Source organism: Butyrivibrio sp. AE3004 (genome assembly GCF_000703165.1).
Taxonomy (GTDB): domain Bacteria; phylum Bacillota; class Clostridia; order Lachnospirales; family Lachnospiraceae; genus Butyrivibrio.
Genome location: NZ_JNLQ01000002.1, coordinates 2,308,604 through 2,333,548 on the forward strand (window position 1 = coordinate 2,308,604; position 24,945 = coordinate 2,333,548).

The following is a 24,945-nucleotide window of genomic DNA, read 5'->3' on the forward strand; positions in this document are numbered from 1 at the left end:
AATTCTTTCTTAAAAGATTATAAACAGTAAGCCTGTTACTCAGCGTTGTTTCTTCATCTCAACTTTTCTCATATACATACGCTCATCTGCCAGAAGATAAACCTCATTCCAATCGCTGCCTGTTATTTCATGCCTGAAGGCATAGCCCGTTGCAGCGCTTCTTTTTATTGAAGGGTCCTTTCTATTCAGTTTTTCAAGTTCTTCGTCCATTTCTTTTATAATTCTATCAGCCAGTTCCATATTTTCGCCGCGGAGTACTGCAACAAATTCATCCCCGCCAATCCTTGCATAAAAACCCTTTTCAAAAAAACAATTCTCCAATACCTTACCAAACTCATTAAGATACTTATCCCCCTCAAGATGGCTTTGATTATCATTAACCCCTTTAAGGCCATTAAGGTCGATACTTATCACGCAAAAATCCTCATCAAACGATGAAAGATCCGTTAAATACTTTTCATACCTTGATCTGTTGGGAATCCCTGTTAGTCCGTCCTCATATGCAAGATGAACAAGGGATGCCTGTTCCTTTTTCCTTGCAACGGATTCGGTAAGAAATATCTGGTAATTGACCAATGTTGCGAAAACCATACAGAGTGTTCCCATAGGTACAGCCTTTTTTGACAGCATGATCTGCTCTGAAACACCCATTAACTCAAGATAATAGAAAAATACATTAAAAAGAAACGACAATGATAAAACAATCTGTCCTACAAGCTGTATTATCTGCGAATGTGACACCCTTTTTTCCCTGGAATCCTTAATCACCATCACTATCATGAAAACCAGAAGTACCGCTGAATCCGCCTGATATATGAGTAGCATCTGATTTAGGTGCACAATCCCTGCAAAATGAAGGACAATAGGTAATACCGCAACGATAGAACCTGTTGTTGAAAAAACAAGAAAAACCTTATTTTTCAAATAATCCTGCATAGAACCCATTACCAGATACATAAGCGGAACTATAAGATACAAAGATATATATTCTATCTCTGTCTGATGTCCTTTTAGCTCAAAGAAAAGACCAAGTATCTTAAACTGTGTAAGGAACCATATACCCAGCACAATATACAAAAGTGCAGAATACATCTGCATTTTTATCTCCGGAAGATTGATCCTGAAGCCTACTGCTATGGCAAAAAAAATGACTCCGAATACGATAAGAAAAGCCGATGTCATAAATATAAATAAGTAATTGTAAATCGCAAACAGCATTATATCTTTATAGGCTCCAATTACCGGAGGTTCAAAATAGCTATATGCACCATCCTCGGAAACCAGTAGTTCAATCGCGATATTTACAGAGCCTTCTATTGAAGGAAGCGTAACAAAATTATTGTCACAACCTATATATTCGCTATTTTCATATTTCTCATAATAACGTTCTGTGACTACTTCATTATCAGCGCTTACCTTCCATGCACTAAACCTGGTTTCAAACAGAAGTGTCGGACTAATAATCCTTGTAAGATCAACATTTTCATGTGAAAGAATAATTCTGTCTTCCCTGAAGGTCCCCGTTCCAATAAGTCTTCTTAATGCTGATAAGCTGATATTTTTATACTCTGTATTATTATATTGTACATCCCAGCCATCATTCAAAACGATGCACCTGTCTATAGCAGTAGGTCTAAGCACAAAATGGCCTATAAGCAGTAGTATATGAAAAGCTATATATGCAATTGTCAGATAAAGAATTTTCCTACGCATTATGATGCTGCTCCTTCATCCTGTACATCCTGGTATCCGCCAGATAAAAAACATCCTCGTATTTTCCGCCTGCTTCGTAGCTGTAAGCATAGCCTGCGGAAGCTGAAAGAGTAAATGTGTCGTTTTTCTTATTGAACTCATCCATATACTTTTCCATCATCCTGATACATCTGTCGCACACGTCCGATTCAGGATTCTCAAAAATTACCATAAACTCATCTCCGCCTGTTCTGCCGATAAAATCAGCCTCGGCAAACGCCATCCTCATAATGTCAGCAAATGCTTTTAACATGCGATCTCCCTCAAGATGTCCGAGATTATCATTTACAGTTTTAAGCCTGTCCATATCCAGATTTACAACAGCATACTGATTATCAAGACTTGCCGCATACTGCATGCACTTTGCCCTGTTCATCAGTCCTGTCAAAGCATCAATATATGCAAGCCCTTCGAGCTGTTTTTTAACATTATTGGCATTTAAATGCTCGATTCCGTTGAGGAAATAATATATGAATAAACATATTATGAAAAAGAGCAGTCCCATAACAAGATAGCTTATATTGGCAAATATGCTTTCTGCCCTAAGATGTGTATTGTATCTGTTAAAGTTGTATCTGATCACCTCTAAAATTGCGAAAATTATCAAGAGAATAAATCCCAATATCAGGTAATTATCAGCATCACTACCTATATAAGTTTCCGCCTCAAGCCTGTGCTTTCGCTCAGACCTGATTCCTAAAACAAGCGCAGGAAGCATAACAAGTGCCTCCAGAATTCCCATCACCTGAATATGTACAACAAACCATTGAATATGTACTGTATCAGTCAAATGAAGAATAATGAATAACATGGGAAGAACGGTGTTCACAGCAAGAATAAGTCTCTGGCTCACATTTGCAATCTCAGGATGTATTGAATACAAAAGTACACTGATGGATAGAGGGATCAAATAAAGGGATACATATTCAAGCAGCGAAAACAATAGCGCATTGTCACTTATGAAACAGAAAATATCACCATATGAATAGGTATAAATCCCCAGCAGCATTGATACTGCAGCTGTGATAAACACGGAAGCAGTACTCCTTCGGTTCAGTGCCAAAAATACACCAAGCGAAATAAAAAGGCAGGAGTACATAAAGAAAAATCCGCCAATAAAAACATCTAATCTGTGATATTGCAAAAAGTTTCGGATAAATTCATGTTTATCTCCATAATAAATTGGGGAAAATCTGGAAAAATCCTTATCTCCATAGATAGTAAAAGAAATCTGAACATCATGCTCTATGTCGCTGTCAGGAAGAGTTACCATATTGTATTGTTTTGGAACGATCAAACCTTTTTTTGCAGTCTCATGGCCGAAAGAATACTCTTTCTTACCATCAATCCAAACATCAACTGCTAAAAGGCTACTCTTGAACATAATTGTCGGAGACAATATTGAAACGGCCGGAGTATGCCCTTTTATTGTTATTACTTCACCTTTTTTTGAATCATCTATGGAAAAATCCGAAAGAGTTACGTCATTATAAACTTTCTCTCCACGACAAACAGACCAGCCACTGTCAAGCTGGGTAAAAGATGTGGATAACGGCGTAGTAAAGAGTCTGCTTCCCATTGCAAACAAAACTGCGGATAAAAAAATAATGAGAAACGGAAGCTTTAGATACCTTCTGTTTATTATTTGTTTCCCTATAAAATCCTGCATATTATGTAACCATAAAAACAGATAACACTGATTGTTTTGCCAAAAGAGCACAAACAATCACACATAAAGGAATATGTAAAAAATGTATCTAAAAAAAACATACCATTAATCCCTGACAGAGATTAGTATGGTATGTTTTTTTAAGAAAAGTTTTCCAGTTTCTTTATTATTCAGTTTTGTATTGTTAATTTAGGAAAACAGCCACAATCAAAGCATCTTTTTTAGTTCATCATGTACAAACTGAACCTTAGGTCCAATAACAACCTGAACCGTATTTTTCGAAGGTCTGATCACACCTGCAATGCCGGCCTGCTTAATCTTCTTTTCATCTACAAGAGTATAATCGTTTATTTCGGTTCTGATTCTTGTTGCGCAGTAATCAAGCTCCTTAATATTACCTTTTCCTCCGAGCCCCTCCAGAACAATCCTCGCCATAGTTGTGAAGTCATCATTGGCAAGAGTTATTCTGTTTTCATCCTCTTCGTCATCCTCTCGTCCGGGTGTCTTCAGATCAAAAGCTGTGATCACAAAGCGGAAAACAAAATAGTATACAACCGCAAATGCTGCTCCTACAGGAATTAGAAGAAGCGGATTAACAGCCATAGGCGCTTTGAAGCTCAGTATCCAGTCAACAAGCCCCGCTGAAAAGTTAAAACCGATTCTCATGGGAAGAATGCTGCAGATAACTGCTGAGATACCTGTGAGAACAGCATGTACCAGATAAAGTCCCGGTGCCATGAACATGAAAGCAAATTCAAGAGGCTCTGTGATTCCTGTAAAGAACGATGCAAGTGAGCCTGCAAGTAAAAGTGAAGCCGCCGTTTTCTTTTTGCTGTCCTTTGCAGTGTGATACATGGCAAGCGCACCTGCAGGAAGTCCGAACATCATAACAGGGAAAAATCCTGTCATATACTGACCCGTTACCCCTTTTACCGCACCTTCCGCTCCGGACCAGAAAAGTCCGAGATCGTTTATTCCGGCAGTATCAAACCAGAATACTGCATTAAGAGCGTGATGAAGGCCAAGAGGAATAAGTGCTCTGTTTAACATTGCATAGATACCTGCACCTACAGGTCCAAGACCTATGATCGCCATACCGAAGGCAACTAATGCTGCAAAGATGATGGGCCATACAAAATAAAGAACAAATGAGCAGGCGATTGATGCTATTGCAGTAACTATGGCAACACATCTTTTTCCACTGAAAAATGCAAGATAGTCGGGAAGCTTTGTGTCTTTAAATTTGTTGTAACAGCCTGAGCCGATCACACCCGCAAGTATACCTATAAAAGCATTACTGATCTTACCAAAAGCTGCCGGCACCTCGGAAACATCAACTCCCTTGTACATGGCAACCGCCGATGAGCTAAGAAGTGTTGTTATCATAAGAAATGAAACAATACCGGAAAGCGCACTGGTTCCGTCATGATCCTTAGCCATTCCCACCGATACACCGATAGCGAACAGTATAGGAATCTGATCGATTATGGCAGATGCCGCTTTTATTAAAAATGCAGCAATCACGCTGTTTGCTCCCCATCCCGTAGGATCGATCCAATAACCTATACCATAGAGAATTCCTGCTGCCGGAAGAACAGCTACAGGAAGCATAAGTGATTTTCCTATCTTTTGCAGATACTTCATCATAATTTTTTACCCCCTTTTTTCATAAAAAATCCCTACCTCCATTATATATGATATTTCGTTTTTATCATACATATAAAACCAATAATTACATAGTAATTGCCTATAAGATAAAAATACCCTCCTTACCGGTTGTCCGGTAAAGAGGGTACATGTCTCTTTATTTTAGATCATTATTAAAATGGTCCTTTTTATAAATTACTTCTGTCCTGTAAAGAATTCTTTGTAGGTCAGATGCTGATCATCTCCCAATGCTCCGCCATCAAGGATATAGAAATCAGTATCGCTTGAATTAAATACAACAATGAACTGTCTGTCATTAAGCTGTTTGTATCCCTTAGGTGTGCAGAATTCTTTTCCGTGAAGGGCAACAAATACAGGATTTGCAGGCATTGTGTAGCCTTCCTTTATATCAAATACAACTCCTGTTTCCTTGATGCCAACAGGAAGCTGAATATGGAAAGCACCAACAATATTTGAACCGAGTTTATCAGCAATCTTCTGTGCTGTTCCTGTATAAACAGGATTAACATGTGTAATAACGGCTGTCATTCCGTTTACATCATCGGGACTACTCTTAACTTCACCAACTCCTGTAGAAATAGGCACAAATGTGTCTGCTTCAACAAATTCTGCTCCAAGAACCGCATTGTTCTCAAGTTCTCCGGGTACAATTCGGTCAGGACACTGAGGAGCAGCACTAGCTGAAATAGTCATTGCACAAAGCATTGTTGCTGCAACAAGTACAGAAAGTTTTCTCTTCATTTTCACTACCTCCTAAGAAATATAAAACAATGATTGGTTACCTCAAACATCAAACATCATAACCGATAGTAATAAAAATGCCGTATAAAAAAAGTTAATATTTTATAAAAATATATTCCACAAAAAAAATGCGCAATCGCAGTGATCACGCACTTTTACGTTTTTTACTTTATAAAAATTTAATGACAAAGCTTATTTAACAACTAAATCTTTAGCCTTCTTCTTATCATGCTTTGTACTTGTTGCCATCGGAATGCATTTATTAAAAGCTGTTGTGAGTTCATCCATGCCTGTTCTCTGGTGATAGTAGCTCATGCCTTGTGGTGTCATTCCACTGGACATTTTTGCGGTTGAAAGGCAGAAGAAATTTCGATTAGGGCTTCCACCAAGCGGATCGTCAAAGGTACAATCCACCTCATACCATTTTCCATCATCAAGCTTTATTATGTTCCACTGGTGAGCACCACCACCGGTACCGCCACCGGCATATCCGTAAACACACATACACGGAACTCCGCAAATATCACACATAAGCTTAAATGCTCTGGAGTATCCGGCACATACTGCCTGACGATTAACAAGTGCTTCATAAGCTGACTGTCCCTGATAAGGTCCCATCTGATAGCTTGTATGCTTTACGAGAGCATCATGTATTGCAGCTGCTTTCTGATATTTGGATTTTTTCCTTTTAGCCTTCTTTGAGAGACTTTTCGCAACATTGTAGGTTCTTTGAGCATCACTTATTGAAAGATTCTGAAGTGTTCCGGTCCATGCTGCAACATGATCTGCCATATAAAAATATTTTCCGGTATACTCCGTAGAATTCATTCCGTAGAAATTAAAGTTTCCGGCTTTATATGTCTTCTTTGCTGTCTTATAACCCGGCCTGTAGGCTTTTGACATATTCTTATAATACAAACCGTTCTTCTTAAGATATTTACTGAAAGAAGATGATACAGATGACTTAGCCTGTACCTCAAAGGATGATGTCGGCTGGGTAAAAGCCAGCATCGAAGCGAGAAGGATAACCGTTGCCTTTTTGAATATTCCTTTAAACATGCGTCTACCTCCGTTGTCGTGTTAATAACTATCTTATTAGATTATAAATCCCCCACCTTTTATAGACACGTGAAATAACCATATAGTTAATGAATATTTCATAAAGAAAACTTATGTAAAAAATTAAAAAAATGACGGTATTTCTCATATGAGAAATATACTTTAATAAGCCCCTTTCTTTATAGCACGGATAGCGTCCGCCTGAATATCCTTATTATAGGAAAGCATAGGCTCAACATCCTTACCACGAATTCTTCTATCTGCGTAGTTTCTCGTGATTTTTACTACAAGCGGTGATAATGCAAGTACACCTATCAGATTCGGTATCATCATAAGACCGTTAAATGTATCGGATATATCCCATGCAAGTGATGATTCCATTACGGCACCGAAAATCATCAGTATGACAAAAACAAAGCGGTATATCTTTGACCAGATTACGCCAATAAGATATTCGACAACCTTTGCTCCGTAGTAAGACCATCCCATTACGGTAGAGAAGGCAAAAAGTCCAATCACAATTACCACAAAAATCTCACCGGGACGACCAAGAACCTGACCGAATGCTTTCGCAACCAGAGTAGCATCGTCTGTCCCCTCTTTGACAAGTCCTGTAGTAAGGTCTATTGCGCCAGAGTTCAAAACCACAACAGCCGTCATTGTGCAGATTACCATCGTATCAAGAAAGACCTCGGCTATCCCCCACATTCCCTGTTTCACCGGCTCTCTGGCGCAGGTATTAACATGTGCCATTACTGAAGAGCCAAGTCCCGCCTCATTAGAGAAAACGCCTCTTTTACATCCGCTTTTTATGGTATTCATGGCAACCTGTACAGCTGTGCCTGCTGCCCCGCCTTTTAATGCAGAGGGTCCCAGCGCAAAATGAAAGATAGATGCAAAAACAGCCGGAATGCTTGTAATATGGATAACTATTATAAGAAGGCACCCAAGTATATACACAAACGACATAATGGGGATAAGATTTTCGGAAACATACGCAAGTCTTCTAAAGCCTCCCATGATGATGATCGCACCCAAAAACATAAGTGCAACGCCAATCCACCAGTCAATAATAGGCGCACCAAGGAACTCGCCCATATCAATATCATGTAAAAACGTTGCCTCAGTATTCAGGGTTATCTTATTTATCTGACTGAGATTCCCTATACCAAAAGAAGCAAGTACTGTAAATATGCAGAATGCCACACCCAGAACTTTTCCGAGTCGTTTACAGTTTTTCATTTTTCCAAGGCCATCCTCAAGATAGTACATGGGACCGCCTGACCACGCTCCTTCGGAATTCCTTCGCCTGTAATAAAGTCCCAGAACATTTTCCGAATACTTGGTCATCATTCCAAGAAATGCTGCCACCCACATCCAGAACACTGCTCCCGGTCCTCCGACACAGATAGCAGTCGAAACTCCCGCAATATTGCCTGTTCCTATTGTGGCCGATAGTGCCATGCAAAAAGCTCTGTATTGGGACAGTGCTCCCGCATCATTGATAATTCGTGCTTCACCTCTTACAACTGAAAATGTTTTCTTCCACCAGTGCCTAAAATGCACGATCTGAAAACCGCCCAAAATAAGTGTACAAACAAACCCGGTTCCAAGCAAAAGCGATAGCCCAAAAGTCCCCCATGCAAAGGAATTGACCGCATCATTAACACGTTTGATTGTCTCCATACTGTTTCAATGTCCTTTCATTCAAAGAGAACCAAGTAACTGTGTAATTCCTTCATAGTCATACTTAGCAGCAAGCTTTTTAATATTTTCTATTTTCTCCTTATCATCGCCCTGAACATCGTATTCACTAAGTTCCGACAGTGCTTCATCTATTCCGTCACTATCCATGTCTTCTGCAGCGGCGGCAATTGCTTCATACACACTTTCCATAAGGAAGGAATCTGCCAAAGGTTTTGCAGGCTCATTTTCGTCTGCCTTTTCTTCGCCCTCATAAAGCTTACCGAGAATCTCTTTGTATTCATGATACTTTTCCATAAACCCGTCATAATTGTCCCTTATATATTCGGTATTTCCTTCCTTTCCCGCCATCTCAAGAGCCAGAGCTTCCTCAGACAGTTTCATTGCTCCTATGAGTTTACAGGAGCTTTTAAGAGCATGAATTTTGATGGTATAGTTCTCCCAGTCCTCAGACTCATAAGCAGTCTTCAGTTCCTCCTCTTTTTCCTCTATTGAATCGTAGAAAATTTTCAGAACTGTCTTAAAGGCATCCTCTGAACCACTGTTTTGTATAGCAATTTTACCGTCAATTCCTTCTATGCTTTCATACCACAACGGCTTAGATGTCTCATCTTCGGCAGCTATTTCCTTTTCATTATCATTATCTGTAAGAATATCTTCATCTTCTGCAGCATTCTCATCTGCTATTTGTCCTTCGACATCATTATTGACTTCAATGCTCATATCAGTCGGAATAAGAGATGAAACATTATAGGATTTATTACTCTTTATAAAATAGAGTAGTCCAAAAGATCCCGGACCGCAGTTGGAAGAAATGGCGGCCGAAGCCTGCTGAAATACAATATTCTCAAAATATGCTATTTTGCTTACTTCCTTCTTTATTCGCAATAAGGTTTCATAATCTATATCTACATAGGTGATAAACAGTACATCGGAATCCGGAATCTGATCCACCGGAAAGGCTCTTTTGATATAACTCTTATACACACTCCATTTACTGCCGATAAAGATACCCCCAACTCCTGATTGATCATCCTTAAACCTAAGCCACGGGCGAAGACTTAAAGACTCGGCAAATCTGTGCATGCTTTTGCTTATACGGCCGTTCTTTAACATAAAATCAGTATTTTCAATAATGAAGCTGCACTTTAGCCTCTTCTTTACCATCTCCAGCTCTTGTATCATCTCCTCAACCGGCACATCTCTCTGTGCGAGCTTACATGCAATAAGAACCAGAAGACCCATTGCACTTGAGAGGCATTCGGAATTGATTATCGTCACGTTATCAAAGGCCTTTGATGCCTCAACTGCTCTGTCGTAATCATCACTCATACTGGTTGTAAGTGATATATAGATAACGTGATGCGCAGTTTTTAATGTGTTTGCAAAAAAATCCGTATATACACTTGTTGACGGAGGAGCTGACAAAGCTTTCTTTCCGCCCTTTATGTATCTTACAAGTTCATCAGCCCCAATCTGCACACCATCCTTAAATATTCCGTCTTCTGTCTGAATGACAAAGGGCAGGATTGGAAGTCTCGGATCTCTCATAACAGCATCAGGAAGGTCACACATACTACTGGTTGTAATAGCAACAGGAATCTTTCTGCTATATCCCGCTGTAGCATTTGTATTCCCAGCCATACGCTCAGTACGATTTTTGATATTAAGTTTATCATTTGGTATGTGATTAAGAAGCATATCTTCAAGAGCTTCTCCGGACACGGGTTTAATAAGATATCCGTCAAAACCAGAATGATTATAAAGCTCCTTATTCTCACTTCCCGCATTTGCCGTAAGAACAACTATAGGGGTCATCTGATTGAGGCCGCCAACCTGGCTTCGGATTTCTTTAAGGCAATCTATTCCGTCCATTTCCGGCATCAGATGATCCATAAGTATGACATCATAGTGAGTCTTTATTGTTTCTTCCAGTGCTTTTTTGCCGCTTAAAGCAGTGTCTACTCTCATCCTGGTAGCAAGAAGGAGCTTTCGTTCCACCTCCAGATTCATCTCATTATCATCGACTATAAGCACACTTGCGTCAGGCGCTGTAAAGCGGCTCTCATACGCATGCTTCCTGACTAATCCGTAATTTTGAATGCTAAGCTCTCCTATTGCTTCCGCATCAGATACTCCCTGCTTTAGAATGACATTAAAAGTAGAGCCTTCTCCGTAAACACTGTTCACGGATATGGTACCATCCATAAGTTCAACCAGCTGCTTTACTATGCTGAGACCAAGACCTGTTCCTTCTATGTGTCTGTTCTTTTCTTCGTCAACACGCTTAAAGGCATCAAAGAGGTAAGGCATTGAATCCTTTTTTATTCCCATTCCCGTATCAGATACGGAAATACGGAGCATAACCGTATTTTCTCCGGCTTCTTCGCTCTCAATATGAAGACCTACTGAGCCCTCCTTTGTATATTTAACCGCATTGTTAAGAATATTGATAAGTATCTGTTTTATTCGTACTTCATCACCATATAAAACAGACGGAACATTCGGATCAACACTGACATTCAGTTCCAGCCCTTTTTCCTGAGCACGAAGCCATATCATGTTTACAATTTCGGACATCAGATCCCCGACCTTATATTCCACGGGGACAATATCCATACTTCCTGCCTCCATCTTGGAAAAGTCAAGAATATCGTTTATGAGCGCAAGGAGCATTTTACCTGCTCCCTGGATTCCGACTGCATCCCTGGCTACTTCATCTGAGATATTCTCTTCTCTTAGGATAAGCTCATTTAATCCCAAAATTGAGTTAATGGGTGTTCTGATTTCATGGCTCATGCTGGAAAAGAATCTGTTCTGGGACCTGTTGAGTTCCTCTGCGCGCTCCGCTGCCTTTTTTGCTCTTCTGTTTTCCTGTTTGAACACCCGATTCTGGAACATTACCATCACAAAGCAGACAAGGCTTACCAGAATAAGTGAAAGGAATGAATCCACATAAAACATGCTTCGGCTGTGCCCATGTATGAGCTCCGGGTGGAAATAATCAACAAGATAACACACAAGTGCAAGTATAAACAAAAGGGTCATCATAACTATGCGCCATACACCGGATATTACAAGACCTACGTATAGGAACGCAAAGATGATCCACAGAGCTGCCCCGCCTTCTACACCCCCGCCAAAGAAAAAGATGCCGGGTAAAACGACGAAAACAAGACTGATAATAATAAGTCTTATGGCTACCTGAATCCTGTCCTTATAAAGACATGTAAAAGTTATGATCGGTACTATGATAATGGTCGCTGTAAGAAGTATGATTTCATATATGTTCTCACCTGTTATGAGGTCTGCAATAAGCGCAATACTAACAGCAATGTCACTTATGATAGTCATGAGCACAAATAATCTTTCATACAGATTTCTGTTAGGATCATTTATTCGTGCGATCAGTTTTTTCACTAAGCTGAAAATACTCATACTTTAGCACCTCCCTCGACAGAACCTATTCTGGAAAGGACACGCGCCATAACACGTTCAAAATCCGTAAGATTAATTGGCTTTCCGATAAACCCGTCAAAGCCCTCCTTAACAAACATTTCTCTTGCACCGGAAACTACATTTGCTGTGAGTGCTACAACCATCACCTTTCTTCCGGTTTCATCTGCTACATTGCGGATGCGATGCATTGCTTCAACACCATCCATCCCCGGCATCATGTGATCCATGAATACCATCTCGTAATCACCTTTTCTATATTTTTCTATAGCCTCTTTTCCACTTCTGGCTGTATCTATGATCATTCCGTAATCTTCAAACAGACCTGTAGCAACAACCAGATTCATAGGCTCATCATCTACAACAAGCGCTTTTATTCCTGTAAGATCTGGTTTCTCAATAGCATACCCTAGCTCTATTCCTTCCGCTGCAAGGCCTTCGTTCAGAATCTTAACAACAGGGTATGCATACAGGGGTTTTGGCATCAAAATAACACGGCTTCCGGGATTAATTTTAAAGCCGCGGTCAGCAGATACTGCAATAACAGTATCTCCTTTACTCAGTTCATCAAAAAATTCGGCATTTTCCGTGTATTCTTCGCCGCCCATAAAGATGAATTTGACATTTAGTTTTTCCCTAAGTCTCTCAATATCTTTTATTGTTTCTGCGGGATAAAGCGGTACATGAGTACCTGCAGCAAGATTTGCCGCCATTGCACGATAGTAATCTCTAACCCTTGCAACACGGTATTTATCAGACCTTACGTGGAACAGAATATCTCCAGTAAATGAATCTTCTATCTTAAGACACGGCTTTTTATCCACTACCTTTTGAGGGATTGTTACCCTTACCGTAGTACCTTTTCCATAATCACTCTCAAGCTTAACAAAGCCTTCCATCCTGTGAACAAATCCATATACTATGGAAAGACCAAGCCCTACTCCTCCGGAGCTTCTGTTTCTCTTCTTATTTGCCTGATACATTCCATGGGAGGCTGAATCCACTCCCTTTTTGGTCATACCGATACCGGTATCCGTAACTTCGATACATAGATTAACTCCGTAATCCATTTTTTCGGCATAAAGCCTTATATAGATTCCGCCCTGCCTTGTAAATTTTAAGGCATTGCTTAGCAGATGATGGAAAATTTTGTGAAGCTTTTTAACATCTCCGCACATCATTGTCGGCACATCCGGGGCCATATCAACTATCAGCTCCAGGTCGGTATCATCAGCTTCCATTCTAAAGCTTGTAACCACATCATTAATAAGAGAAGTACTCATGTAGTTCTCTTCTTCCAGTATCATTGCCTTTCTTCTGGTTTCCGTGTAATCCTGAATATCCTCAATCTGGCTTGCCAGGCGGGCTCCGGCTTCCTTTATCGCATTTGCTTCATCCCCTGCCCCTTTTTTTAAAAGAAGATCTGACATACCGCTTACAACATTTACCGGAGTTCTAAGTTCATGGGAAATATTTGAAAGAAAGTCCTCAATATCCCTATTATAATTCTCTATATATTCATCCTTTTCATCAAGAAGCACCTGCATTTCCCTTCTGCCGTGTATGGATTTACAGCAGCCTTGAAAAATGTACAGTACTCCCACAAAATGAAGTGCTGCCCTGGAGACTGTAAGAAAATCAAATTCAACAATTCCCATGGAATAACCAATCCATATTTGCATAAGGAAAAGAAGAAAATACTCTGCAAGCAGAGCATACATCATATAAACACGGTCCATCAGCGAATATGCGACCATTACAAAAGCACTGACAATTGCTATGTCCACAAAGCTGGTCTCATGTACTCCGTGAAAAAAAACCGCCATCATCGCATAGATGAGGTAACATATTTCACGTATGTTTTCATCAGGTTTCTCTGTGATATGCATGACCCATAACGTCACGGTTCCGATTATAATAAGCGGCGGAACCCAGAATTCCCATCCAAGCGCAATTCCCTCAAAGAGCAACGCTATACAGGATATCGACACAAGTGAGATAATATATATATTGTTACTTTTTCGGTCCATGCATGTCTCCCATAGGTCATAGACCTAAGTAAATAGCAAAAGGCGCTACCCCTTAGGTCATTTCACAGTTTTTATAGATAACCGTCGTCATCTACATCTGATGACAATACAATAGGCTTTATTTTTGGCAAATATATAGCCTGGTTAATAAAACAGCTACACTAACGTAGTTTATCGTCAAGAAACATTATCAGATTTTCGCTTGTGGTTGATTTCAAAATATATCCTGCAGGCTTTAGCTCCATAACACGCTGTACACCTTCCCTCGTGCTAACACCTGTAAGAAATACAACGGGAATATCCTTTGTTGCAGGTTCCTGCCTAAGCATCTGGAGCACCTGTGGGCCGTCCACTACAGGCATCTCATAGTCAAGAAGAATGAGATCGACAGGCTTTTTTAGGAGAAATGATATTGCCTGCATTCCAGCAGTAACAACATCGGTTTTATATCTATCCTTGATCCAGGATTTGACCATTTTGGCGTATGAGGCATCATCATCCACTATGAGGATTTTCTTTCTGCCATCATCTCTAGGAGGTGCAAACCCCATATCAGGGTCCATTACTTCATCTTCTGAAAGCTCTATATCTTCTCTGGCATCTCTTTCAAGTCTCTTTTCATAATCTTTAAGCTCTTCATCCACTGTCGTCACAAAAACATCGGGATCCACAGGCCGATCAAGCCATGTGTGAACATAAAGCTCAGGATACTCCTTGGTAAGTGTCTCCTTGTCTCCGGCTTCACCTATGAAAATGATTCTGCCCTTGCAGTCCTTTATCTGGTCTTTGATCAAAACCATCTGCTTATGACCGTTTTTTGCATCAAGAATATCCATGGGGTTATACACCACATATACTCCCGTGTCCTTTACATGTTCTTCAATCTTATCGAAATTTTCAACCAGGGAAATAGTTTGTATATGTTCCGCATTAAGCCTTTTCTCCAGTCCTTTTATAACGATGCTGGATTTTTCCATCAAGAATACTACCTTCCTGTCCTTTACGATCATATTCAGACCTCCGTCGTGTCAAAAAGCATTGTTATATCATCGAAATCACTTAAGAAAATTATAAAATATATCCATCTGATGTAATATTTCACTTTCGGAAACATTTTATAAAATTTTTATAAAAATCAGTTTTTTCCGCAAGAGTTGCAAACAATTTGGCAATTAATATAGATAATTGTGTGCATTTATATGCTATAATACGTTCTGTACAAAAATAAAAAGATCTCATAAAGGGGGAGAAACATGAAAAAAATTTTAAAGTACATGACACTATCAATGATGCTCTGCCTGTTGGCAGTACCGGCAGTGAAGGTTAAGGCGGCGAACGTCTATGATACCTATAAGAGCACATCAAATTCAATTGAGATTAGTTGGCCTGCTCAGACAGGAGTAACAACATATCGTATTGGTGTAGATGCAGACGAGAAAAAAGCAAATGACTCAAGTATTGATCCTGCTAATACCAGAACTTCTACAGCTACGTCTATCACAGTTACAAATCTCACACCCGGAACTAAGTATTACATTGCAGTTGCAGCTGATAAAGCTACAGCACCTTTTAAGACCGGTTTTATTTATACCAATCCTGCAAAGCCTACAAACCTTCGCCAGACACGTTGGACTTATACAAGCGATAAACTTTCAATCGAGTGGGATTGCGATGGCAAGGCAAACGGCTATCAGGTAGTTTATACCGATTCAGACGGTGATCAGTATTCCAAGACAGTAACCGATAAAAAGCTTGACGGTAATGATGCTCTTAATACTACAGAAACAAGATATTATAAGATTATTGTTCGTTCATATATTGTTATTCCTGAAAATAATAACTATAAGCTTTACAGTGATTTCTCAGATACCTTCACAACTTTTGCACAGCCTCGTTTTGATGAAGCTGAAGACGGATATGCTCTTTCAATCACAAAGGGCGGAAAGCTCAAGATGTCTTTCGAGAGAATCAAGGAAGCTACAAGCTATGAAATCTATGTAGGAACAAAGAAGAACGGCAAGTATACAAAGGTTAAGACAGTTCCTCAGAGAAGCGGCAAGAGCATCACTGTTACAACAAAGAACAAGGGCAAGAAGTTCTCAAAGAAAAAGGACTACTTCGTATATGTTGTAGGTTGCAGAAAGAATGCTTCCACAGGCAAGGTTGACAAATCAAGCTCAACATATGTAGCTTACATCCACAACGGCGAAGCTTACATGACACTTAAAAAGAACTAATTAAATTAATGCAATTTAGGACAGCCGGACTTTTCGAAGTCCGGCTGTTTTATGAGTTTTAGAAAATCACACCGTAGACGAAAACAAACATATTAGGACAAATGTAATATCATATCTCCGGCGTCATGAAACCACAATCCTTATGATTTGAAGAATTTCATCTCCTCGTTTAGCTGTTCTGCGATAGACTTGAGGTTGTCTGCAGAGCCTGCAAGAGTTGTAACTGTTGCTGAAAGCTCCTGCATTGATGCTCCTGTTTCCTCTGAGGAAGCCGCATTTTCTTCGGATATTGCGGACAGAGCACTCATGGTATCTACAACCGCATTCTTGGAGCTTTCGCAGGTATCTGCTCCTCTTGAAATCAGCTGAACTCCGCCAACCGTGCTGCCGATATCCTCGAGCATTCCGTTTACGGCATCCAGTGTCTCGCCTATTGCTATCTGCTGATCATTGTTACCCTGCTTTACATCCTCTGCAGCGGCAACAGCAGCTTTACTCTGATCAAGAAGTGTACCCATCTCCTTCATGATATCATCTGCCAACTGCTTTGAATCGTCGGCAAGTTTACCGATTTCTTCAGCAACAACCGCAAAGCCCTTTCCGGCTTCTCCTGCTCTGGCTGCCTCGATTGATGCATTCAGAGACAACAGATTCGTCTGAGTTGCGATGGATGTAATACCCTCAACCTTTTCACTTATCTTATCAACGGCATCCTGTGTCGCCTGGATTGTTCTTGCTATGTCATCTATCTTAGCCGTCATCTCAGCGGAAGAATCCTGTAGTGACAGAAGTGATTTGCTGGATACTTCTGATGCTTTCTTCATCTTTCCTGCAAGACCTGACAGATTGTCTGTAGATGACTGTACATCTCCTACGGCATCTCCGATAAGACCTACGTTTTCAGATGCACTCTGAATTTCATCAGCCTGCTGCGTAGCTCCTGAAGCGATTTCCTGAACTGCATTTGATACATCCTCTGCAGTCTGTGAAATCTGGTTTGCCATATCTGAAAGTTCTTCTGATGATGCTCCCACATTTCCGGCAGATTCCTTAATATGTCTTACAATCTCATCCAAAGTATCTATAACCGAATTGGTATCCCTTGAAATCTCTCCGAACTCGTCTTTTCTTGAAGCATGCTTCTCAACCTTAACAAATCTTCCATCCGAAAGTGCTTCGAGAGATTTGCTTACTGCTTTAATAGGCTGTGTAAAGCTGTTTGCCATTATAAATGAAACAATTATTGCAATAATAACAAGAACAACACCAATAATTATAATTGTCAGCGCTGACTTTATTGCTGAAGCCATTATATCTGCTTCCTGCTCTGCAACAGCAATATAGTAACCGGTCACAGGCTCTTTTGACCATGCTATGTATGTATTGACTCCGCTGAATTCCTGCTCATACATTCCGCTTGTGTCAGAAGAAGACATAAATGGAGAAGAGCTCATATCATACTCGTCATCAGGTGAAATCTCAAACTGAGCATGAGCAGCCATCATACCTTTAGTATCAGTGATATACCCATCTTCGATGTTCTCTGACAAAAATTCATGGAGATTATTAAGGTCAAAGCTTCTCTGAATAGTGCCTATTACGCTGCCATCCTCACCAAAAATCGGAACACAGATGATTGTGATTCTGTTTCCTACAGCCTTACTTATTACTACATCAGATACAGCAGGTTTACCGGTTGAAACTGCCTTCTGGAAATAATCTCTGTCAGATATATTCTGATTTTCTTTTCTATCTGCTCTAAGCATCTGATCGCCCGAAGCCAATGAAAGAATAACACTGTTATTTCCGTCATTAATCTTGTCATTAATGGCATCCATATGTGTAAGCATAACTTCATCAGGTATGGGCTGCTCCGGTGTTCCGTATGCAGTCACATAGTTTATTGTACTTGGCGCAGTTGCGAAGGTCTGAAGTGCAATCAGATTCTTTGACACTACCTCCGAGAACTTTGTTTCAACAAAACTGCCCTTTGACTGCAAAATAATAAGCGCATCATTTTTTGCTTTTGTAGTTGATGAATTATAGCTTACAGTTATAGCAACAATTAGTGGTACAGCTGCAACTAAAATCATCATTGTAATAAGCTTTGTCTTAATACTATCCTTCCAGTTAATGCGTTTCTTTTGGTTTCTTCCGTTTACATCAGATCCAGATGCCATAACAAACCTCCATGAGAAAAAACATCAGCCTATAGGCATGATAAAAATGGGTACCTTTTTTTCTGCTTGTCTTATATGAGCACAGAACAAGCAACCATATTGAAATTATACAACCTAAAAACACCACAAAATGCGTACTTATGAACTTTTTATCGCTTTTTTATTTCAATTTTATATAATCCACATTATCTTAACTTTTATCTATTAAAGAACGTCATTAGGCAATGCCTAATGACGCTCGTTGTAAAAAACAATATTCTCAAGTTTCTTCACATATTCGTCGTGGAATCCAAGAATGTTTTCCTCATCATATAATTCTTTCACATAGAACAGTCCCGCATCAAGACCCTCGTCTCCAAACTCATTTTCAAGCAATTGCAGTTCAAGTCTTGCGTTGGCTGCAGAATACGGATCATCCAGCTCTATAAGCTTGGGTGAAAGAGCATCCAGTTCTTTTCCGTTTATTCCAAGAAGCAGGTTTACCTCCATTGGATCAGTTCTGAAAGCAGAATCAAAACCCATGAAATAGTCGTAGTTTGCATGTGCAATACCCTCTCCTATCTGGCGTTTTACTTCAAGCATTATATCGCTTAAGTCTTCATATTTTGAGACATCTATACCAACAGTAAGATTTCTTATAAGAATTCCCAAGGCATGCTCAGCTTCTTTTGATAATCGGTTATTAAAAATCCAGTTACACATAACCTTGTCTTTTTCCTCGTGCTCCGAAAGCGCAAGGAGGGCACAGGTTATTACCATGCATGAGAAAGTAACGCCCCAGTACTCTTCCGCTTTTGCTATATCCTCTCTTCTAAAGGAATATCTCTTTAATCTTCCCGCAGAGGAGTTTGAGTTTGACTTGTGGTCCGGCTTTGGAAGCGTAATATATCCTTCTGCTCTTTTTCCAAACTGTGCTTCATAGTACGCTTTGTCACTGTCTCTGGTTCCATCCGCAATAGCCTTATCATACTCATCAAGAAGCGTATAATAATAATCCTTCTTTAATTCTCTTCCAAAATATGCGTCGACAATGTCCTCAAGTAAAACTCCCAGTGATCCTCCATCCATCAAAAGATGATGCATGTCCATAAACATGTAGCAGGAAATATCCGTTTTAAAAATCCTTGCTCTTAAAAGAGACGCATTCAGAATTCTCTTAAATGGCTTCACAAGTGTTTTTGAGAGCTTCTCTATATCCTTTTCATCTATCTCTTCCACAACAATATCGGGATGAAGATCAGGTACATATCTCTGCTGAAGTTCGCAGTCATCATTGTATTCAAATACTGTGGACAGTGCGGGATGATTCCTGACTGCTTTATTTAAAGCATCACAAAGCCTGTATGCATCAATATCTTTTCCCATTCTTGCAAGGAAATGCATATTGCTCCACATTGAAGAACCGGGATTGTAGAGCTGATAATCTATCATCTTTATCTGCATAGGCGCAAGCTGATGAGGAATTTTTCTTGCTTTTTCCTCTCTCTCATCAAGACTTTCCTTATCCTGTTCTCTGCTTATAACCGCAGCTATTTCTCCGGGTGTCTTCTTTCTGAAAATATCTGCTGCCGTAAGTGTCTCAATATCTGCATCAGCCAAAACTGCCATTGCTTTTAGAGAATCACCTCCAAGCTCAAAGAAGTCATCGGCGATTCCGACAGAATTTTCATGAAGCCCTAATGCCTTTGCAAAAGCATCACACAGCTTCTTTTCTGTTTCATTTGAAGGGGCCACGTATTTTGCCTTTAGCTCTGTCACATCAGGAACGGGTAGTGCTTTTCTGTCTATTTTGCCGTTTACTGTAAGGGGCATTTCATCCACACATCTTATTATCTGTGGCACCATATATTCCGGAAGCTTATCCTTTATAAAAGATTTGTAATCTTCCATGTCCGGCTCTTTTTCACAGGAAATAAAGCCCGCAAGGAACTCTTTTCCTCCTGTTTTAACAACTTTTACGGCTGCTGCCTTTATATCCTTATATTCGGACATGACTTTTTCAATCTCATCAAGCTCTATTCTGAAGCCACGTAATTTTATCTGATTGTCTATTCTTCCGAATATGCGCACCTTTCCTTCATCTGTAAAGGAGCACAGATCTCCGCTGTGATATGCTTTTTTTCCATCATGCTCAAAAAAGGCTGCAGCTGATTTTTCGGGAAGATTTACATAACCTCTTCCCACCTGGTCGCCTGCGATTATGAGTTCTCCGCGTATTCCTGCGGGAACTTCTTTTCCAAACTTATCAAAAATATAAAAAGCAGTGTTTGCTATGGGTCTTCCTATGGTAACAAGCGCAGGGTCATCCACTACATCAGCAGAGCATCCCATTGTACACTCTGTTGGCCCATACACATTTAATATTACACTGTCTTTCCTTAGACTTCGAAGGCTCTCATACAAGGAAGCAGGAAAAGCTTCCGCACCTATGTCAAAAAAGGTGATATTTTTTATTGCTTCCTTTGATGCCTTAATTCCGAGTAGACTTGAAAGATAAGTAGGCGTACACGTAATTCCGTTAACATTGTTATCAGTAACCAGCTTTGCAAAAAGTTCAGGGTCATGAATTTCATCCTCTGTTGCAATAACTACCGTGTTACCGTTGCAGAGAGGAACAAACTGCTCAACAACCGATACATCAAAGGAGAAGGATGCCAGCGCAAGGCAGACTCTTCCCTCTTTTGCATAGTGCATGATCTCAATTGATTTTTCATTTCTGTGCACGTAATTTGCTATATTTCCATGCTCTATCAGAACTCCCTTAGGTCTTCCCGTTGAACCCGAAGTATATATGCAATAGGCAAGATCGTTTCTGCCTGAGTCATATGCTGTAAAATCACAGGGCTCATTATTTAAGGCAGCTTCAAGATTTTTACCGTCAGGTTCCTCATTAATTGCAGGAACACCAAAAATTTCTTCCAGCGTTATAAGTTCATAACCATTACCTGCTAAGCCTTCTCTCTTTTGCTTTATGCCTTTTGTCGTAACAAGCAGGGGGATTTTTGCATCCTTCATACAAAAATCTATTCTGTCGTCAGGATAATCGGGTATAAATGGAACAAATGCACCACCTGCCTTTAATATGCCGTTTTCAAGCGCATAGGCATAAACAGATCTGTCAAGAAGCACACCTACGGGAATATTTTGTCCAATCTTCTTTTTTCGAAGTTCAAAACCTATCCTGTCAGACAAAAGATCAAGTTCCTTAAAGGTTAACGATTTTCCGTCACATATTACAGCTTTCTTATCAGGAGTCCTTTTCGCAAAGGCAGAAATCTGTTTGTGGACCGGCACAAAGTCGAAGGGGAAAGCAGTGTCGTTAAAGCTCCTTAGCTGCTCTTTCTCCTCCTTAGTCATCATGACTACATCCCCGATGTTTTCTGCTTCAAGGAGCTGTCCTGCGATAACAAACAGGTGATCTGAAAAGTTTTGTATCCACTTTTCGGAAAATCTCTCATTTCTGTATTCTATGGTCATGTTGTATAGGCCGCCCGTTGAAAATAGCTGTATAGACATGCAGCCTGTTACCATTCCCGTATGATAGCTTTCCATAAAGTAAGCATCGCTATTAAGTTTCTGCTCTCCCTCAGTTTTGCCCATATTGTCTGTAAACATGTCACCCTGATAGATCAGCTCCACATCCTCGTTTACAGGACAATTCTTTAGCACCTCATCAAAGGAAAAGATGTCATTACTCATATTTGAAAAGACCTGTTTACTTATTCCGGAAAGGAACGATGAAACAGATTTATTCTCTGAGAGATCTCCGTAAACAGGGATTCTTTTTATTAGCGTTCCTATTGTATTGTCCATCTCCGGAAGCGATCTTCCGTTATAGACCGTTGAAAATGAAACCTGATCGGTATACAGATATTTTCCGAGGAGAATTGCCATAGCTCCCATGAAAAATGAGCTCTCCGTAATCTGATACTTTCCGCAGAATTCCTTTACCGACTCAGCCTTAAGTGTTCCCGGTTCATATCTGAAATTGGTGCTTACTCCCGGAGTCAGAGGGTTATTTAAGTCACCCTGCAGCGGATCTGCACCCTCCATCTTTGCAAAAAGTTTCTTGTAGTATTCTTCTGCCTTTTCGTGGGCACCGCTTTCAATAAGCTTTTCTTCATACATTCCAACCTGCTCTATACAGCAGTCCTCTTTTAGCAGCTGCTCTCCGTTAAGAGCCCTGTTCAGGTCAGCTATTAAAAGACTTAAGGATGTTCCGTCAGTTGCTATAAGATGTGACTTAAGGATAAGGTAACATTTCTTTTCGGTTTTATAGACAGCAAAATGAAACAGCAGATTATCAAGTACCTTAACCACAGGCATGTAGTTGCCTATAAACTCTATTCTGTCCTCTGCTTTTCCCTCAAAAACAGGAACCTCTATCTCTGCGTCAGGAACAATCTCCATATAAGGAAGCTCATTTTCACGGCACCTTATCATATACTTAAGCGCCGGGTGCGCCTCATACAGTTTGCTTACCGCCTCTACAAGATCATCCGGAGTTACGGAAGGCACAGCCTCCATCATATACTGAGTTGTATAGGTTTCTTTACTTCCACCCGTTATTCCCTCAAGGTAAATTCCAAGCTGAGTCTTGGTAAGAGGATATTCTTTCCTGTCCATTGCAGGAATTCTTACCTTACCTTCGGGATTTTCCAAAAATGCAGCAAGGTCTCTTGGAGTCGGATTACTGTTGATATCACCGTAAGCTGCGGCATAGCCTTTTTCTGCAAGGAGTGATATCAGTCTCGTAACGCTAAGGGATGTGCCTCCATATTCGAAAAAGTCAGAAGCTGCGCCTATTTTTGCAATTCCCAGAACTTCACTGAAGGCATTGCAAATTTCCTCTTCAAGCTCTGTCTCCGGTTCCTCATATTCTCCGCCGTTAAAGGTAATATCCATCTGCAAAAGCTTTAGTCTGTCAATCTTTTTACTCTGATTAAGCGGCATTTCAGGAAGCTGCATAAATACTCCGGGGACCATATAAGCCGGCAGTCTTTTCCTTAAAACTTCCGCAATCTCTTTTCCTTCTATATTCCGCTCTCCCGTATAAAAAGCTGCAAGAAAATCTTCCTGCCCGTTATTCTTCATTAAGACCTTACATAGCTTTATCCCGTTTATATTACTGATGAGACTCTCTATTTCACCAAGCTCAACTCTCTGACCATGATACTTGACCATGTCATCTTTTCTTCCCGTAACATGAAATAATCCCTGCTCATCTTTAAAAGCAATATCTCCGGTATCAAAATAGCGAACTCCGTCAAGCAATATAAAGGAAGCCTCATTTTTTTCCTTAAGTCCCTGATAGCCCTCACACATAATAGGCCCGGAAACAAGAAGAACACCCTCTTTTTCCTCCTCTAATGTTATGTCATCACGATTGGCAATCCTTGTACCTATATAATTAGAAGGCCTGCCTATACAGATTTTTCTGTCCTCATTAGTAATGAGTTTTGACATTACACCTGAGTTCATCTCGGTACAGCCATAGCCATTTATTATGTGAACCCACGGATTTACGGTAAGAACCATATCAATGAGCTTTTCATCTACTTTTTCACCACCAAGATAAATAACATCAAGAATAGCTATAGCCGGTCTTGATGCTCGTATTTCCAAAAGATTTTTTAAAAAGGACGGCGTCATGAACACACTATGCACTTCATACTCAAGCATCTTGGCTGTAAGTGCCCCCACATCCCTTAAGTCTTCCTCTGACGGAAAAACTACGCACCCGCCATTATACAAAGAACTGTAATCCAGCATTGAAGCCACAAAGGAAATCTGCGTTATCGCCATTGTTATCCTTTGCTTTTCAAAATACTCACACCTGATATCGCCATCTTTAAAATCAGTGACCCATGTTGCATCGGATGATAATGTATGACGTACACCTTTTGGAACACCTGTCGACCCTGAAGTATAGATTATATGAGAAAGCATTTCCCCATTAAGCTCCGGAAGGGGCATTTTTTCTCCTTCATAGGTCAATACTTCCTCAACAAGTAAAACCTTAAAGGTTCCATCATTCAGACCTTTTTTATCTTCCAGAATACTTTTTGTTGTGATGAGCAGTTTTGACTCTGAATTCTCCATACAATAACGTATTCTGTCCACCGGATATTCATCTGTCATTGGTATATAGGAAAATCCCGCTCTCATTATTCCGATTTCAAGCGGAAAAACATAAGATTTTCTATCCAGTAAAAGTCCTATCGGTTCCCCTTCCCCGGCTCCTGCAAGTTCTGACAGCAGCTTAAAAGACACCTTATCCGATAGTTCGTCCAGATTTCTGTATGTAAGCGTCCTGTCTTTTGCGATGATAGCGCTTTTATCAGGCATTTCATCAGCTAAACTTCTTATTTTATCAGGTATAAGAACAACCTTTTTATACATTTCATTCATTTATTTCATCTCCCCCAACTCTCATCTATATTCGCATG

Annotated in this window: 12 protein-coding genes; 1 reads left to right on the plus strand and 11 read right to left on the minus strand. The window is 40.1% G+C overall.

Annotation, left to right across the window (positions count from 1 at the left end; all coding sequences use genetic code 11):
- Nucleotides 1-39 precede the first annotated feature (39 nt).
- The 9 genes from BV60_RS0112985 to BV60_RS22085 all read right to left on the minus strand — a co-directional run bounded on the left by BV60_RS0112985 (nt 40) and on the right by BV60_RS22085 (nt 15,089).
- The gene (locus tag BV60_RS0112985; protein ID WP_029322413.1) at nt 40-1,713 is read right to left on the minus strand and encodes a GGDEF domain-containing protein; all 1,674 of its coding nucleotides are present in this window, start codon (nt 1,711-1,713) and stop codon (nt 40-42) included.
- Nucleotides 1,706-3,421 (minus strand): GGDEF domain-containing protein, encoded by a 1,716-nt coding sequence (locus tag BV60_RS0112990; RefSeq protein WP_029322415.1) that lies wholly within the window; start codon nt 3,419-3,421, stop codon nt 1,706-1,708. Before BV60_RS0112990 ends, BV60_RS0112985 begins: the two co-directional genes overlap by 8 nt.
- A 207-nt stretch (nt 3,422-3,628) precedes the next feature.
- Nucleotides 3,629-5,068, minus strand: coding sequence for an N-acetylglucosamine-specific PTS transporter subunit IIBC (nagE, locus tag BV60_RS0112995; RefSeq protein WP_029322416.1), 1,440 nt, complete (start codon nt 5,066-5,068; stop codon nt 3,629-3,631).
- Between the two features lie 195 nt (nt 5,069-5,263).
- Nucleotides 5,264-5,830 (minus strand): hypothetical protein, encoded by a 567-nt coding sequence (locus BV60_RS0113000; protein WP_029322418.1) that lies wholly within the window; start codon nt 5,828-5,830, stop codon nt 5,264-5,266.
- Nucleotides 5,831-6,022: 192 nt separating this feature from the next.
- Nucleotides 6,023-6,889, minus strand: coding sequence for a transglutaminase domain-containing protein (locus BV60_RS21160; RefSeq protein ID WP_035777268.1), 867 nt, complete (start codon nt 6,887-6,889; stop codon nt 6,023-6,025).
- A 162-nt stretch (nt 6,890-7,051) separates the two neighbouring features.
- A complete protein-coding gene (locus BV60_RS0113010; RefSeq protein WP_029322420.1) occupies nt 7,052-8,575 on the minus strand; it encodes an alanine/glycine:cation symporter family protein in 1,524 nt (507 codons plus the stop codon).
- A 21-nt stretch (nt 8,576-8,596) separates the two neighbouring features.
- Nucleotides 8,597-12,031: a DegV family protein gene (locus tag BV60_RS0113015; protein WP_051656716.1), complete on the minus strand. Its 3,435-nt coding sequence runs from the start codon at nt 12,029-12,031 to the stop codon at nt 8,597-8,599.
- Nucleotides 12,028-14,079 carry a hybrid sensor histidine kinase/response regulator gene (locus tag BV60_RS0113020; RefSeq protein ID WP_029322424.1) on the minus strand — a complete coding sequence of 684 codons (2,052 nt, stop codon included), beginning with the start codon at nt 14,077-14,079 and terminating at the stop codon, nt 12,028-12,030. Before BV60_RS0113020 ends, BV60_RS0113015 begins: the two co-directional genes overlap by 4 nt.
- A 161-nt stretch (nt 14,080-14,240) precedes the next feature.
- Nucleotides 14,241-15,089, minus strand: coding sequence for a response regulator (locus BV60_RS22085; RefSeq protein WP_051656717.1), 849 nt, complete (start codon nt 15,087-15,089; stop codon nt 14,241-14,243).
- Between the two features lie 243 nt (nt 15,090-15,332).
- On the opposite strand from BV60_RS22085, the gene BV60_RS0113030 reads away from it, so the two are divergent.
- Nucleotides 15,333-16,316, plus strand: a complete 984-nt coding sequence (locus tag BV60_RS0113030) for a fibronectin type III domain-containing protein (RefSeq protein ID WP_029322428.1) — start codon at nt 15,333-15,335, stop codon at nt 16,314-16,316.
- Between the two features lie 140 nt (nt 16,317-16,456).
- On the opposite strand, the gene BV60_RS0113035 is transcribed toward BV60_RS0113030, so the two are convergent.
- Both BV60_RS0113035 and BV60_RS21165 read right to left on the minus strand, forming a co-directional pair.
- A complete protein-coding gene (locus BV60_RS0113035) occupies nt 16,457-18,496 on the minus strand; it encodes a methyl-accepting chemotaxis protein (RefSeq protein ID WP_029322430.1) in 2,040 nt (679 codons plus the stop codon).
- Between the two features lie 228 nt (nt 18,497-18,724).
- The gene (locus BV60_RS21165; protein WP_035777269.1) at nt 18,725-24,907 is read right to left on the minus strand and encodes a non-ribosomal peptide synthetase; all 6,183 of its coding nucleotides are present in this window, start codon (nt 24,905-24,907) and stop codon (nt 18,725-18,727) included.
- Nucleotides 24,908-24,945 lie beyond the last annotated feature (38 nt).